Consider the following 12,118-nt stretch of genomic DNA (forward strand, 5'->3'; position numbering starts at 1 on the left):
TGTCCTGACTGAGGCCTACTTATCTTTCTTGGCGTACTTCTTCTTGAACCGTTCGACCCGTCCTTCGGTATCGACGATTTTCTGGGTTCCCGTAAAGAAGGGATGGCACCCGGCACAGATGTCGACCTTGATGTCCCCAATGGTGGATCGCGTCTTGAACGTGTTCCCGCAAGCACAATGCACAGTCGCTTCACGGTAGACTGGATGAATTCCCTTTTGCATGCGTGCTCCTCTACTACCCTTGATTCGTTGACTCGCCCGGTCCTGCTCGCCAGGGTGCACGACTTTACACTGGAGTGGCCCGCACTGGCAAGCGGAAGCCTAACGATTCATGGATTGCAAGAATTCCTGATTGGTTTTGGTCCCGCCGATCTTGTCCATTAAGAACTCCATCGCTTCCATCGTCCCTAATGGGCTCAGCACCTTTCGCAGGATCCACATCTTGTTCAAGCGGTCGCGGTCGACCAGCAACTCTTCCTTGCGGGTCCCGGACTGACTGATATCAATCGCCGGGAACAAGCGCTTGTCGGCCAGGCGACGATCCAAGTGCACTTCCATATTACCAGTTCCCTTGAATTCTTCGAAAATCACGTCGTCCATGCGACTGCCGGTATCAATCAGCGCGGTCGCCATGATCGTTAAGCTTCCGCCGTTTTCAATATTTCTGGCGGCACCGAAGAATCGTTTCGGACGCTGCAATGCATTCGAATCCAAACCGCCCGAGAGCACCTTTCCGCTGGGAGGAGCAATCGTATTATATGCTCTGGCCAACCGGGTGATGCTATCGAGGAGGATGACGACATCCTTCTTGTGCTCGACCAGCCGCTTCGCCTTTTCCAGCACCATTTCCGCAACCTGAGCATGGCGCTGTGCCGGTTCGTCGAATGTAGAGCTGATCACTTCGGCTTTCACCTGCCGCTGCCAATCTGTGACTTCTTCAGGTCGCTCATCAATTAACAGGACGATCAGCGTGACTTCCTTATGATTCTTCAGAATCGCGCGGGCGATCGCCTGCAGTAACATGGTTTTTCCGGTGCGCGGCGCGGCGACAATCAGACCACGCTGCCCCTTGCCGATCGGGGTCGTGAGATCCATGACACGCGTGCAATACTCTTCCCGGTCGAATTCGAGATTGAGGCGCTCTTCAGGATAGAGGGGGGTCAGGTTATCGAACAGGATCTTGTCACGCGCAACTTCAGGATCTTCATAATTAACCTTCTCAACCTTGAGCAAGGCAAAATAACGCTCGCTCTCCTTGGGCGGACGTATTTGCCCCGACACAATATCTCCCGTCCGGAGGTTGAATCGGCGAATCTGCGAAGGGGAGATATAGATATCGTCAGGCCCCGGGAGATAGTTCGAGTCAGGTGCGCGCAGAAACCCAAACCCATCCGGCAGGGTCTCCAGCACTCCTTCACCAAACACCACACCGTTTTTCTCAGTCTGTGCTTGGAGAATGGCAAATATGAGCTCCTGCTTTCGCAGGTTTGCCGCCCCCTCAATCTTCAGATCCCGCGCCACCTCATTCAGGTCGGCAATCGACTTCTGTTTGAGTTCCGCGAGATGCATAACTTCCCCTTTAACCTGTGTCATACCTCTTCCCTATCGGGCTCTCAACCCGACAGCTCCCCAAAATGAGAAAAACGATTTAATGGTCATGAACGAATTCACGGAAGTGATTGTCTAGATGTCGACCTGCTGGTTGTCTGCGGCAGGATAATTCGATGAAGGTGTTGTCGATTTAGATTTTGCGGAAATGAAAACAACCCACTATTGCACAACTGATGCTGCACTACCCTTGGGAATTTATGATTGAGATGGGTCTCGGAAGCTGATGCACAGAAGGTAAAGCAATTTGTACAAATCGCGAAGTTGAAGTGATTCTAGCGCCGACACCGAACATTGTCAATACATTAACGCCTGATCCGTCGTTCGTCGAACAACAACACACCTTCTTGCTCACTCCGCAACGCCCCGATCGCCACATACAGGTCTTCTCATACGTCAAACCGAAGTGTGGTTGGGCACCTCGGTTGCAGGCCGTGGAGTGATATGTTAAAGATCGCGCGGAGAAATTTTCATGGCCAAATCAGACAACGACACACCGGATCGCATATTCACGCTGGCCGAAGCCAACGAACTCCTTCCTCAACTCAATCAGCGATTTGCCGCCGTACGTCGAGCCAAGACCGTTATTGCGAGCACCAAGGAAGAGGTCAGTAAGGCCAGCGCGCAGGCCGCCTCAGGGGGCGGAAGCCCCGTTGGAGCGCTTTACATTCGAGCCCTCCACGAGATCAGCGGAAGCCTACAGGCGATTCACGAACTCGGCGTGGTCATCAAAGACGTCGACCTCGGACTATGTGACTTTCCATATAAGCTCGAAGGTCGTGTAGTCTATCTGTGCTGGAAGTTCGGTGAAGATGAAATTCGATGGTGGCACGAAACTTCCTGTGGATACAAAGATCGCCACCCGCTTGACGAAAGCTCTAGATAGCAAAGGACAGCACACTCCATGACATTCGTTATCCTTGGCTTCGATGGGCCCGACGGCCAAGCAAAACGCAAAATTCACCGCACCGCTCATCTGGCCGGACTGGAGCCATTGAACCGCGCAGGGCGAGTGCTCTTAGCGGGCCCGTTCACTGATCAGGCAGGGAGTCTGATCATCATAGAGGCAGATTCTCTCGAAGAAGCCAAGCGGATCGCCCAAGAAGACCCCTACACAGTGCACGGAATTTTCGAACGCGTGGAAGTCCATCCCTTCCAACAGGTACTTCCCGCTTCACAATCGCACACGTAATCAACGTTCTTCAGGAACGCGAGGTCAGTTACTCGCAGCAAAAGTAAGCACCTACGTCCCACTAACACTGGGTAGCGTCCTGCATATTCCTCAGATTGACAACCCGAAAGATCGCCACCTATAATGCGCACTTAGCGCCGTTTGTGAAGGCCGAATCACTCTAGTTCAAAAGACCTAACGGCCGTCTCCCGCGCTGGCCCTAAATTTTCCCAAAGTGGGCCTTCTGCCGTGTTGCAGAGAAACATCGAGAAAGCATAGAGTGACTTGACCCCACGCTTTAACCGAGGGTGCCCCTTCTCCAAGTTGTTAACCCCAAAAAAGAGAGCAGGTTCGAATGACTCAGTATCGCGTGTTACCAGGCCCAGAGCACTTCTTGCCACCAGCAGCAGCCTCCATGGGGATCTATCTCCCCAACCCAGGCGAGGCCCATATCAACGGTGTCATCGTTCCTGAAGAAAAAGCCTATGAAGAAGCGGCTCGCCAGTTCCTGATGGCGCAGGTACCGACCATTTTCCCGGGTCCATTAGTCTTGTGGGCCTGGAACGAAAAGGCCGCCAAGAAGGCCGCTGCCGTCAGAAAGCTATATGAAATTTTAAAGGAATGCGTTCAGCCCGGACAGAAACCGATGCTGATCCCGATGCCGGACTATCGCCCCAAGTATCCGAAAATCAATCCCGAAGTAGAAATTAATCCCAACCACCCGAACCTGACCATCTGGCATAACAAGATCGACTGCTGCATGTTCATCGGGGTGCACTGCCATCAGGCGAATCTGTCGCTAAAGATCATTCGGGGCGGAACGTCCTGCTATACCGTCGCAATGTGCGCTCAAGCGGGGCATGAAGATGCGATGCTCTCCTTTAGGGATGCTTCTGTGGAGAAAATCCTCAAGCTCGGCGAGTGGATCCGAAAACTCAAGGGCACGGTCAAACCAAGGCTGACCACAGCAAAGACCAGCGCGTCAAACTAAGTGGCTTCAAGCACTTCTAACGATTAAAAGGAGGCCGAGTCCATGGCGGAAATAAAATCCCACATCGGGACACAAAATAAGAAGGGCCAGACATATACAGATGCGTGGAAGATGATGCACGAGGCCCCGCGAAACCCGTCTTTTTACACCGGTAGCGAGGTCATTAAAGAGGCTCTGCGTCGCGCAAGCTGCGACGTCATGATTGCCTACCCCATCACCCCTCAAAGTGAAGCTGCTGCCTTGATCGGTGAATTGTTTGCCGAAGGCTACATCGGGGACTATTTCCGAGGAGAGAGCGAGTTTGCCGTTATGTCCCAATGCGCCGGCGCGGCCTTTGGCGGCGCACGGGTGTTCACTACGACCGCGGGACCCGGCACCATGCGTGCGATGGAAAACTTTCCAATGTGGGCAGGTGCTCGTCTGCCGATTCAAATGATCGTCACGTGTCGTGGCATCAACTCCCCGTTGTCGATTCAGCCAGATACCATTGAGATTTCCTACCTCTTAAATACGGGCATGCTGGTTTGGCACGCGGAAACGGCACAAGATTTTTTCGATTGGATCCTTAAAGGCTTCATGGTATCGGAAGAGCCGGAAGTGCATTTGCCTCTGGCGCTATGCTGTGACGGCTTCTTTGTGACCCACACGAAAGACGTCGTGAACCTCACCCCAGCTGATATGTGCCTGCCACCTTACGATCCTTACCGCTCACCCGTGCCTTGCATGGACATGGAATGTCCTCCGGTCCGGATGATGCGCGATCCGTTCATCATGAAAAGCAACTACATCAGCTATGCCACCCATGCTTCCTGGCAGCAGGAAATCTGGGCAGCAGTGGAACGTTCGCGCAAACATACCATCAAATGGATCAATGGCCTGATTGACACGGAAAACACTGATGCAGAGGTCGTGATTGTTGCGTCAGGCACGGCCGTCTCGCAGGGGCGGGAAGCCATTCGCCTGCTTGAGGACGAGGGTGTGCGTTGCGGATTAGTGAAGGTCAAGTCACTCCGTCCCTGGCCCGGCGAGGAAATTCGCGAAGCCACCAAGAATGCGAAACACATTTTTGTCCCAGAGTTTAACGTGACAGGCTGGTTGGCGAAAGAAATCAAGGCCACCATCCCCAACAGCGAGCGTGTTCATGCCGGCCCGCATGTGTGTGGCGGAATGACGATGCCACCTGAAATCATTGCCTCAGAGATCAAAACGGCTCTAGGCTTGCGCTCCGAGTCACTCGCCGGAAGAGGTAGCTGATAGTAACTGAGCTGCGTAACCGTCCATTAAGCCATTATTACGGAATAGACAAGCCTTGAGGAGGTATACATGAGCAAAGAGCGAATCAAAATTTCGCCGGACCTATATGACATCATGCCGTCGGACTATCAGGACCTCGTTCAAAGCGCGACCTATGGGAAAGAGGATCGTGGCTGGAAAGATATTGGAACATCGAAGGAACTGATTGAGCAGCATTCATTGTGCGCCGGCTGCCCTGAATCCATGGCCTTCCGCTATATCTTGGCCTCGCTCCCCAATCCTGAGGATACAGTGATGGTTGGCTCCACAGGCTGTACCAGCCTCGTGTTCCCCATGGTGGCTGTGCACAACATCCACTCACTCTTTGGCAATCAGAATGCCATTGCATCGGGACTCAAGCGAGCACTGAGTGTGCGATTCCCGGATCGTGTGAAAGACGTGGTTGTTTTAGCAGGCGATGGCGCGACGGTGGATATCGGCCTCGACATGACATTGCAGGCCTGGTTTCGCCAGGAAAAGTTCACCACCATCTGTTTTGACAACGAACTATATGCCAATACCGGTGGACAAGAGAGCGGCCTGATGCAAAAGGGCTTCGTTGCCAAGATGGCCCCGGTTGGAAAACTGTTCGACAAAGTCCGTTTGCCTGAAATTGCCAGAGAGTCCGGCTGTCACTATGTCGTCAACTGCACAGTGAGCAAACCGTCGCTTGTGGAAAAGGTGATCCGGAATTCCGTCCTTATCGCGCGTGAGATTGGCCCCACGTACATCCAGCTGTACACGCCGTGCATCCTTGAAATCGGCAAGAACAGCATGGAAGGTCTCCAGGAAATGCGTGACTCTGAAAAGCCAACTGAGCGATTTGCTTATAAAGAGTATGTCAGCGAGCCGGCGAAGCAGTTCCTGGCTGAACTGGCCGCTAAAGACAAGGAACGCAAAGCCGCCGCAAAACAGTTAGCGGGAAAAGCTTAAGGAATCGGAGGTCGCTCATGATCAAGAAGAGACTCAATATTCGCATGTCCGGGTTGGGTGGGCAGGGCGCCGTGACGGCAGCCCACGTAATGGCCATGGCCGCCAACCGAGACGGAAAGTTTTCCATTTCGAATCCATTTTTTGGCGCCGAGAAACGAATGGCTCCCGCTGAAAGTTACTGTCGGATCGGCATTGAGCGGATCTATGACCGCGGTGAGTTGGTATTTCCCGACGTCATTGAAGTGTTTCATCCTCAGGTTATTACAATGGGCAAGAGCTACACCATGCCCTTCTACTCCGGGGTCAAAGAGGGGGGGGTCGTCATCATCAACTCAGCCCAGCCTCTCTTGTCAGAAGAAGATATCAATCGCCTCAAGGACCTGAACGTGGCCTTGTTCTACATTGCGGGAACCGAGCTCGCGATCGAAGTCGCTGGCACCGAGCTCTCGACCAATATGTCGATGATCGGTTCGGTCGCAGGTATTACCAAATGCGTCTCCATGGAAGCTCTCGACGGCGCCTTGCAGGAACGCTTTGGCAAGAAGTTCGTGGCATCCGGTGGTACCGCCTCCCTGGACGAAGCGATCAAAAAGAAGTTTGCCAAGAAAGAAATGCTATTAGCGAAGAACCTGGCAACCGTCAAGCGAGCCTACGAAATCGCAAGCGAATGGGCTGACAAGAACAAGGTCGAGTTGCGGGTTGGCAATCCTGCCGTTGCAGCTTAACGAGAGAGAAGGAACCACGTCGCATGTATAACGTAGCGCAAGTGATCGACGAGAAGTGCGTGGCCAAGAAGGGCTGCCGCCTCTGCATCATGTATTGCCCGGAAGCCAACTGCTTGGACCTTAACTCGACAAAAATGGTGGCAGAAGTCACCATCGATCGTTGTAAGGGATGCGAACTCTGCGTCGTTGTCTGTAACGCCGCCAAACACGAGGCAATCGAGATGCAGGCAGTCAGCGCCACTGGGCAGCTGATGAGCCACAAGGGCGAGTCCGCAGGCCTCGGACAAGCCTACCAAGGGTAGCGAGTCGCGTTGTTACAAGGCCCCATAGCGTTCCACGCTATGGGGCTTTTTCTTGAACTGAGCACTGAGAGGATCGATCCCATGGAACAAGAAGACAATGTGCTCGATGAACTGCTACGTGATATCGCCGGCCTACTGAATGAATATCCCAAGGCAATTGAGCGGCAAGCCGCAGCCATTCACGCCGGAGGGAAAGACCCTGAACTAGCTGAAAAGCTCATTAAGGCCGCCGATACGATGCGGGATAGCGGGAATCTCTACCTCACCTGGGCAAAACATTTTGCTGCACTGGCTGAAGGAAATACGGATGCCTCATCAGACGAAGACGAGACTGATGATTTCGGCATCTAAAAAAGTCTCCCCCTTCTCTCTTTAGTTTTGCTAGAATGCCGACGATTATTTTGAGTCTCTTTGTTCCCCGGTAGCTCAGTTGGTAGAGCAGCCGGCTGTTAACCGGCTGGTCGCAGGTTCGAGTCCTGCCCGGGGAGCCAACCTTTACGCTCCTGCGAACTCGTTCCCACCTCGGCAAGTTCAAAGATATTAAAGACGAGCTTGTCGGGGTAAACGATGATATCCCGCACCAAACACCGCAGCACTTCCATCTGCTCTTTCGGAAGTAACGCCGCAAAGATCTTTTGAAAATTCTTCAGGTTCCGTAGCACAACCTCTGAATCATATTCTCTTGCCGTATGCTCCTGGATCTGCCGTTGCACGGCCTGGTACTGAGTTTCTAGGCTGTGCTGTTCCTGCTGCTGCCGGCGCATCTCATCTTCCAGGCGTTGGACGGATACCGTCCCCTGCCCTACCCCTCGCACTAATCGATCTATTTCGCGTTCAAGCCGATTCAGGCTTGCCTTCAGCCGGATACCCTCCTGTTCCAATGGTCGCACTTGCTCTTTCTGGTCCCGGTTTAATTCTTCTACGGTCACTTTCACCCATTCCGCCTGCTGACTTAGCGTGGATAGGTATTCAATCACCTGTCGTTCTACCGTATCGGCATTCAGGGCCTTAATCGTACAGACCGTATTGTTGTGCTGCATGGTCTTCGTACAGCGATAGTAGGCAATCCGGTTAATCGACTGATCCTTACGGCGCTTCTGCGTGTAATGCGGCGTCATGAAAGATTGGCAGACACTGCATCTGAGCAGCCCCTTGAGGAGAAATGTCCGCTGGATCTTTGTTTCCGCTCGGCTATGTTCGCGAGGAAGCGATTGAACCTTGTGATACAACCCCTCCTCAATCAACGCCTCGTGTTCGCCTGGAAAAAGTTGGTCATTGAACTGGATGCGTCCGCAATAAATCGGATTCGTCAGGATATAGTCGAGCGTCATCTTCCCCCAGGGCTTCCCAGTCCTGGGAAACCATCCTCTGCGTTGTAGCTCGGCTCTGAGTCGGGTCAGTGAGGGATCTTGGGCAAAGTATTGAAACATGAATTGGACGCTGGCCGCTTCCTCTGGATGCTTCACCAGGCGCTTGTCCTCATTGCGATAGCCAAAGGGAACATTCCCGCCGTTCCACAAGCCCTTGGTGGCCCGTTGCTGCATTTTGTCTCGGGTGCGGTCCGCCGTCATCTCCCGTTCGAACTGGGCAAAGTCGAGCAGGATGTTTCGTAGCAATCGTCCCATCGGATGGTGTGTATCGAGGCTTTGAGTAATCGACACGAACTTCGCGCCGTGGCGGTCGAACAAATCCATCAGGACATGAAAATCTTTTACGGATCTAGTCAATCGATCAATTTTGTACGCCAGCACGCAAGATATCCGTCCAGTTCGAATATCCTGCAGCATTTCCTTCAAGGCCGGTCGATTCATCGTATCCGCCGAGAAACCAGCGTCTTCATAGACTCGATAAATGACGTATTGGTCCTGGCTCTTGCAGTAGGCCTCCAGCTTTTCGCGCTGGGTTTCGAGGGAACTGTATTCGGTATCGGCCTGATTTCGCGTCGAGACGCGCGTATAGAGCCCGCAAATGGTCGGGACGGGGGTAGCTGCCATCATGCCGTTCCTTTCTCTTGTAGGGCCAAGCAGGCGCGTTCCAGCCAGTTCGCCAAACGGATGCGCTGGTGATACCACGCCACATAGCCAATCACGCGCAGTGCGCGCCAGGCCATTTCTCGATTATTGAGCACGTACAGGAAGACCTCTCGCTCCAGTCGCTCCTTCGGTAAGGACCCCATCAGCCAGACGAGGGCGAAGGCATCGGCCTCGATGTCTCGATGATCGTGCGGAGTGAGTAAGGCTGGCTCGTCCGTGTCTTTCATGTCGGCGAGATGCAAATGGACATGCCCCAATTCGTGGGCGATGACAAACTGCCGATTCAGCGGACTGAGGCCCCGGCGAATCACAATCATGACCTGGCCTTCGTCCCTGGTCGTCATGCCCTCAATCTTCGGACTGAACGTCGTTTCCAGAAGCTCGACACCCTGTTGGGCAGCGGCATCTTCTTGATTGTGGAAAGGGAGAGTTTGGCAGTGGGGATAGATGGCTTGCAGTTTCTGAATAAAGCGTTCCGGTCGTCGCAACCACTGGATGAATGAGGGGAGCAGACCGGATACCGTCTTCATCGTCGGCTTCTCCTCTTTCGTTGCTGGAGAATCACCGCCTTTAACTGCTTCATCGCCTCCTTCAGTTCTGCTGTCGACACGGCTTGGTGAGCACTCAAGAGGGCCGGGAGCAACAGATCCGGCACCCGCTTCGCTTCCACAAGCAGCCGTTCCGGCGGATCGATGCGCAGGACCTCGGCCAGTCTCAGAATCATCTCATCGTCTGGTGGGAGTCCCCGTTCGCCCGATAACAAACGAGATAGATAAGCCGGGGATATACCGGTTTCGCTGGCTACGGTCCGGAGACTGAGGTTGACCTCTTCCATTCGCTTTTTGACCAAGGCGCGAAAACCCTGCGGGGCTTGGGGAGTCTCTCGATTGAGCTCTGGAGTATTCATGGGGGCAGTCTATAGCTGAATTGTTGTCACACAGTCAACACAAAATCTTTCCATCATATTGACCATGAGGCAACGAGCATCTATAGTGCGCTTCACGGAGGCTGCACATGATCAAGAATCACCTAAAAGAATGGCGGGCGCGGCAAGCGCAACGCGGCATTTCCAAGGCTACCTTGGCTCGCCGAATACGCGTTAACCGTTCTTATGTCACCAAACTGGAGCAGGGCAAGGCGGTCCCCAGCCTGCAGGTCGCCCTTCAACTCGCTGAGTACTTCGGCTGCACCGTAGATGACCTGTTTGAGTTGCACGTTGAAACGACGCTTGATCTTTCCCATGACGATATGTTGCCCAATGGGCACTCCGATGAAGATTGAAGTTCATTTCATCCCGATCAATCCACAGACCCGAGAGGAGCGCACCTCACGCCTGCAGGCCCTTCTGCTCCAGGGTGCGCGACGACTCACGACCTTGCCTGCCGGTACTTCTACTAGTTCCCAGGATTCGCCTCTCCCGGCTTTCTCGCCACCTCCACCATCTCAGGAGACCTTTCATGGCTGAGGCCTATTCATCCAGGTTCGAATCAGCCCCTCAAGGCCCTGAATCAGGCGGGCGCCCTGTCAGGTCGGAATGGTCGCGTAAACAAAAGCGTGGCTATCAACGAGTCCGCTCGCTGTTGTGGTTTTGGGAGGCCCATCACTTTCAAGTGTTATGGGTCACCCTGTCTACCGCAGAAGGCGGTCAGGCCGAAAAGCTGACCTATCACCACAAGCAATTACGTCAGCGGATCGAGCGACAGCTCGGCTTTCGAGGATTGGAATATTACCAAGTTCGCACGGAAGAAGGTCACGGCGTGCTGCATATCTTTTGGGCTTGGCGAGTCCCAGATGGTGAACGCGCTCGCCGGTTTTGGATCTCACAAGAATGGCTCTCTGCACAATGGCAAGGCCTCCACGGGGCTCCGGTGGTATGGATCAAGGCCTACCAGCCTGGAAATCGCTCCCGGAACCGCCTCAGCCGATATGTCATCAGCCAATACGTTCAGGATCAATCGGGCTACGTGAATATGTGCTGGTCCTGGAAACGGTCGCTCGGTTTCCCCATGAGCGCTCTCTGGGAAGACATGCGCAATCAATGGTCGAGCAGGAATGCCTTTCGCCGGATTCGAGGGGAGATCGAAATCCCTCGCGTCGTGCTCTTTAAGACCTGGGAAGACCTGCTCGCCGGGCACGCCATCTGGCTCGACGGATTCATTCTGCAATTGGTTCTCGGAAAAGGCCTCACCTTTTCTAAAGCATGACTGCTCATACCTGTGTTCGGAAAATTGACTCCCTGTTTGGGCCAATGTGTTGCGGTCAGCCCGGTCTTGTCTATGATCGAGCCCGCAAGGGCTGGCTCTGCACTGCACACAGCCACGAACGGTTGTGTGAGTTCTGTCAGGCAGATCGGATGTGGGGACGCGTCTACTATCAGAGTGAAGGCGTCGCCAGAGAAATCCTACTCTGCTGCACCTGCGCTGGCCTCACCTTTCGCAAATCCCGCTACTAACCGCTCAAATCCTTCAAACCTGAACCTATAGGCCCTGTCACCCCCTTGCGTCTTCCAAGGGGTGAGAGGGCCTTGCTTCAACCACAGTTATCAAATGGACGACGGCGATGCGTCAGCTTGGCCGCCCCCTTGGAAAGTCTTCTAAAGGCGAGATGAGCAAGATAAGGACTTACGGAGCTACGGAGATTAATCGAAGAAGAATTCCGCCCAACGAGGCCGCCCGGCCGTTCCGGACCGATGGACCGGACGGCCGGGGGGATCGGGGGCGCAGCCCCCGCTTCACTTGATCTATATAGTCAAAGTAGGACGCAGCGGGTCATCATAATACCTCTTGGCTCGCTACAGTATGGAGATTGGAGTATTCTCGATTAGCTCGAAGTGTGCTGGCGGGCAAGTGTGCTAGCCCACTTCGCATCTCAAGGGGATGTCCTGACTTTGTGGTTCCTGAAAAGAGTTGCCTTTGCATACTTCGGCGCAGTTCTGCTGCCGCTGCTACTCTTACCGTTAGCATTCGTTGAAACAGTGGGAGGCCATTCAGTACTATTTCTTGGGATTTTTGCCTCGCCTGCGGGAAGTCTTGCTGGGTGTGCATATTCCGATGTAAGAAGGC

The 12,118-nt window shown here is 53.8% G+C and carries 16 protein-coding genes, 1 tRNA gene and 1 pseudogene; 12 read left to right on the plus strand and 6 right to left on the minus strand.

The features are described from left to right. Window positions 1–15 precede the first annotated feature (15 nt). Both rpmE and rho read right to left on the minus strand, forming a co-directional pair. On the minus strand, window positions 16–222 hold the full coding sequence (gene rpmE, locus H8K11_17665) for a 50S ribosomal protein L31 (protein ID MCS6265578.1): 207 nt from the start codon (window positions 220–222) through the stop codon (window positions 16–18). A 99-nt stretch (window positions 223–321) separates the two neighbouring features. Further along, a complete protein-coding gene (rho, locus tag H8K11_17670; GenBank protein ID MCS6265579.1) occupies window positions 322–1,569 on the minus strand; it encodes a transcription termination factor Rho in 1,248 nt (415 codons plus the stop codon). Between the two features lie 511 nt (window positions 1,570–2,080). Here rho and H8K11_17675 point away from each other — a divergent pair. The 9 genes from H8K11_17675 to H8K11_17715 all read left to right on the plus strand — a co-directional run bounded on the left by H8K11_17675 (window position 2,081) and on the right by H8K11_17715 (window position 7,514). After that, a complete protein-coding gene (locus tag H8K11_17675) occupies window positions 2,081–2,494 on the plus strand; it encodes a DUF2203 domain-containing protein (GenBank protein MCS6265580.1) in 414 nt (137 codons plus the stop codon). Window positions 2,495–2,512: 18 nt separating this feature from the next. Continuing rightward, window positions 2,513–2,800 (plus strand): hypothetical protein, encoded by a 288-nt coding sequence (locus tag H8K11_17680; GenBank protein MCS6265581.1) that lies wholly within the window; start codon window positions 2,513–2,515, stop codon window positions 2,798–2,800. A gap of 334 nt (window positions 2,801–3,134) precedes the next feature. Further along, on the plus strand, window positions 3,135–3,770 hold the full coding sequence (locus H8K11_17685; protein ID MCS6265582.1) for a carbon monoxide dehydrogenase: 636 nt from the start codon (window positions 3,135–3,137) through the stop codon (window positions 3,768–3,770). 42 nt (window positions 3,771–3,812) lie between these two features. Then, window positions 3,813–5,024, plus strand: coding sequence for a ferredoxin oxidoreductase (locus H8K11_17690; protein MCS6265583.1), 1,212 nt, complete (start codon window positions 3,813–3,815; stop codon window positions 5,022–5,024). A gap of 69 nt (window positions 5,025–5,093) precedes the next feature. After that, window positions 5,094–5,996 carry a ferredoxin oxidoreductase gene (locus H8K11_17695; protein MCS6265584.1) on the plus strand — a complete coding sequence of 301 codons (903 nt, stop codon included), beginning with the start codon at window positions 5,094–5,096 and terminating at the stop codon, window positions 5,994–5,996. 17 nt (window positions 5,997–6,013) lie between these two features. Continuing rightward, a complete protein-coding gene (locus tag H8K11_17700) occupies window positions 6,014–6,721 on the plus strand; it encodes a 2-oxoacid:acceptor oxidoreductase family protein (GenBank protein ID MCS6265585.1) in 708 nt (235 codons plus the stop codon). A gap of 23 nt (window positions 6,722–6,744) precedes the next feature. After that, window positions 6,745–7,023 (plus strand): pyruvate ferredoxin oxidoreductase, encoded by a 279-nt coding sequence (locus H8K11_17705; GenBank protein ID MCS6265586.1) that lies wholly within the window; start codon window positions 6,745–6,747, stop codon window positions 7,021–7,023. A gap of 81 nt (window positions 7,024–7,104) precedes the next feature. Next, window positions 7,105–7,374 (plus strand): hypothetical protein, encoded by a 270-nt coding sequence (locus tag H8K11_17710; protein ID MCS6265587.1) that lies wholly within the window; start codon window positions 7,105–7,107, stop codon window positions 7,372–7,374. Window positions 7,375–7,438: 64 nt separating this feature from the next. Further along, window positions 7,439–7,514: transfer RNA gene (locus tag H8K11_17715), tRNA-Asn, on the plus strand. Here the strand turns inward: H8K11_17715 and H8K11_17720 are convergent. Continuing rightward, entirely contained in the window at window positions 7,473–8,141 is a 669-nt protein-coding gene (locus tag H8K11_17720) for a hypothetical protein (protein ID MCS6265588.1), read from the minus strand. The two genes, H8K11_17715 and H8K11_17720, sit on opposite strands and share 42 nt — an antisense overlap. 291 nt (window positions 8,142–8,432) lie before the next feature. On the opposite strand from H8K11_17720, the gene H8K11_17725 reads away from it, so the two are divergent. After that, window positions 8,433–8,636: a hypothetical protein gene (locus H8K11_17725; protein MCS6265589.1), complete on the plus strand. Its 204-nt coding sequence runs from the start codon at window positions 8,433–8,435 to the stop codon at window positions 8,634–8,636. Here H8K11_17725 and H8K11_17730 read toward each other — a convergent pair. The 3 genes and pseudogenes from H8K11_17730 to H8K11_17740 all read right to left on the minus strand — a co-directional run bounded on the left by H8K11_17730 (window position 8,544) and on the right by H8K11_17740 (window position 9,963). Then, window positions 8,544–9,020: pseudogene (locus H8K11_17730) on the minus strand (recombinase family protein). The gene H8K11_17725 and the pseudogene H8K11_17730 overlap by 93 nt on opposite strands. Next, window positions 9,017–9,586: an ImmA/IrrE family metallo-endopeptidase gene (locus tag H8K11_17735; protein ID MCS6265590.1), complete on the minus strand. Its 570-nt coding sequence runs from the start codon at window positions 9,584–9,586 to the stop codon at window positions 9,017–9,019. Before H8K11_17735 ends, H8K11_17730 begins: the two are co-directional and overlap by 4 nt. Then, complete coding sequence (locus H8K11_17740; protein ID MCS6265591.1) at window positions 9,583–9,963, minus strand: helix-turn-helix transcriptional regulator; 381 nt, start codon at window positions 9,961–9,963, stop codon at window positions 9,583–9,585. Before H8K11_17740 ends, H8K11_17735 begins: the two co-directional genes overlap by 4 nt. A gap of 107 nt (window positions 9,964–10,070) precedes the next feature. Here H8K11_17740 and H8K11_17745 point away from each other — a divergent pair, with 107 nt between their 5' ends. Further along, entirely contained in the window at window positions 10,071–10,337 is a 267-nt protein-coding gene (locus H8K11_17745; protein MCS6265592.1) for a helix-turn-helix transcriptional regulator, read from the plus strand. Window positions 10,338–10,513: 176 nt separating this feature from the next. After that, complete coding sequence (locus H8K11_17750; protein ID MCS6265593.1) at window positions 10,514–11,260, plus strand: hypothetical protein; 747 nt, start codon at window positions 10,514–10,516, stop codon at window positions 11,258–11,260. Window positions 11,261–12,118: the final 858 nt, after the last annotated feature.

Origin of the sequence: Nitrospira sp., from assembly GCA_024998565.1 — a bacterium.
In the GTDB taxonomy this organism is placed as follows: Bacteria; Nitrospirota; Nitrospiria; order Nitrospirales; family Nitrospiraceae; genus Nitrospira_A.

What these genes read in the sequence shown, in the direction of transcription:
- rpmE (MCS6265578.1), bottom strand. Translation starts at nt 222, where the DNA reads ATGCAAAAGGGAATTCATCCAGTCTACCGTGAAGCGACTGTGCATTGT.
- rho (MCS6265579.1), bottom strand. Translation starts at nt 1,569, where the DNA reads ATGCATCTCGCGGAACTCAAACAGAAGTCGATTGCCGACCTGAATGAG.
- H8K11_17675 (MCS6265580.1), top strand. Translation starts at nt 2,081, where the DNA reads ATGGCCAAATCAGACAACGACACACCGGATCGCATATTCACGCTGGCC.
- H8K11_17680 (MCS6265581.1), top strand. Translation starts at nt 2,513, where the DNA reads ATGACATTCGTTATCCTTGGCTTCGATGGGCCCGACGGCCAAGCAAAA.
- H8K11_17685 (MCS6265582.1), top strand. Translation starts at nt 3,135, where the DNA reads ATGACTCAGTATCGCGTGTTACCAGGCCCAGAGCACTTCTTGCCACCA.
- H8K11_17690 (MCS6265583.1), top strand. Translation starts at nt 3,813, where the DNA reads ATGGCGGAAATAAAATCCCACATCGGGACACAAAATAAGAAGGGCCAG.
- H8K11_17695 (MCS6265584.1), top strand. Translation starts at nt 5,094, where the DNA reads ATGAGCAAAGAGCGAATCAAAATTTCGCCGGACCTATATGACATCATG.
- H8K11_17700 (MCS6265585.1), top strand. Translation starts at nt 6,014, where the DNA reads ATGATCAAGAAGAGACTCAATATTCGCATGTCCGGGTTGGGTGGGCAG.
- H8K11_17705 (MCS6265586.1), top strand. Translation starts at nt 6,745, where the DNA reads ATGTATAACGTAGCGCAAGTGATCGACGAGAAGTGCGTGGCCAAGAAG.
- H8K11_17710 (MCS6265587.1), top strand. Translation starts at nt 7,105, where the DNA reads ATGGAACAAGAAGACAATGTGCTCGATGAACTGCTACGTGATATCGCC.
- H8K11_17720 (MCS6265588.1), bottom strand. Translation starts at nt 8,141, where the DNA reads ATGACGCCGCATTACACGCAGAAGCGCCGTAAGGATCAGTCGATTAAC.
- H8K11_17735 (MCS6265590.1), bottom strand. Translation starts at nt 9,586, where the DNA reads ATGAAGACGGTATCCGGTCTGCTCCCCTCATTCATCCAGTGGTTGCGA.
- H8K11_17740 (MCS6265591.1), bottom strand. Translation starts at nt 9,963, where the DNA reads ATGAATACTCCAGAGCTCAATCGAGAGACTCCCCAAGCCCCGCAGGGT.
- H8K11_17745 (MCS6265592.1), top strand. Translation starts at nt 10,071, where the DNA reads ATGATCAAGAATCACCTAAAAGAATGGCGGGCGCGGCAAGCGCAACGC.
- H8K11_17750 (MCS6265593.1), top strand. Translation starts at nt 10,514, where the DNA reads ATGGCTGAGGCCTATTCATCCAGGTTCGAATCAGCCCCTCAAGGCCCT.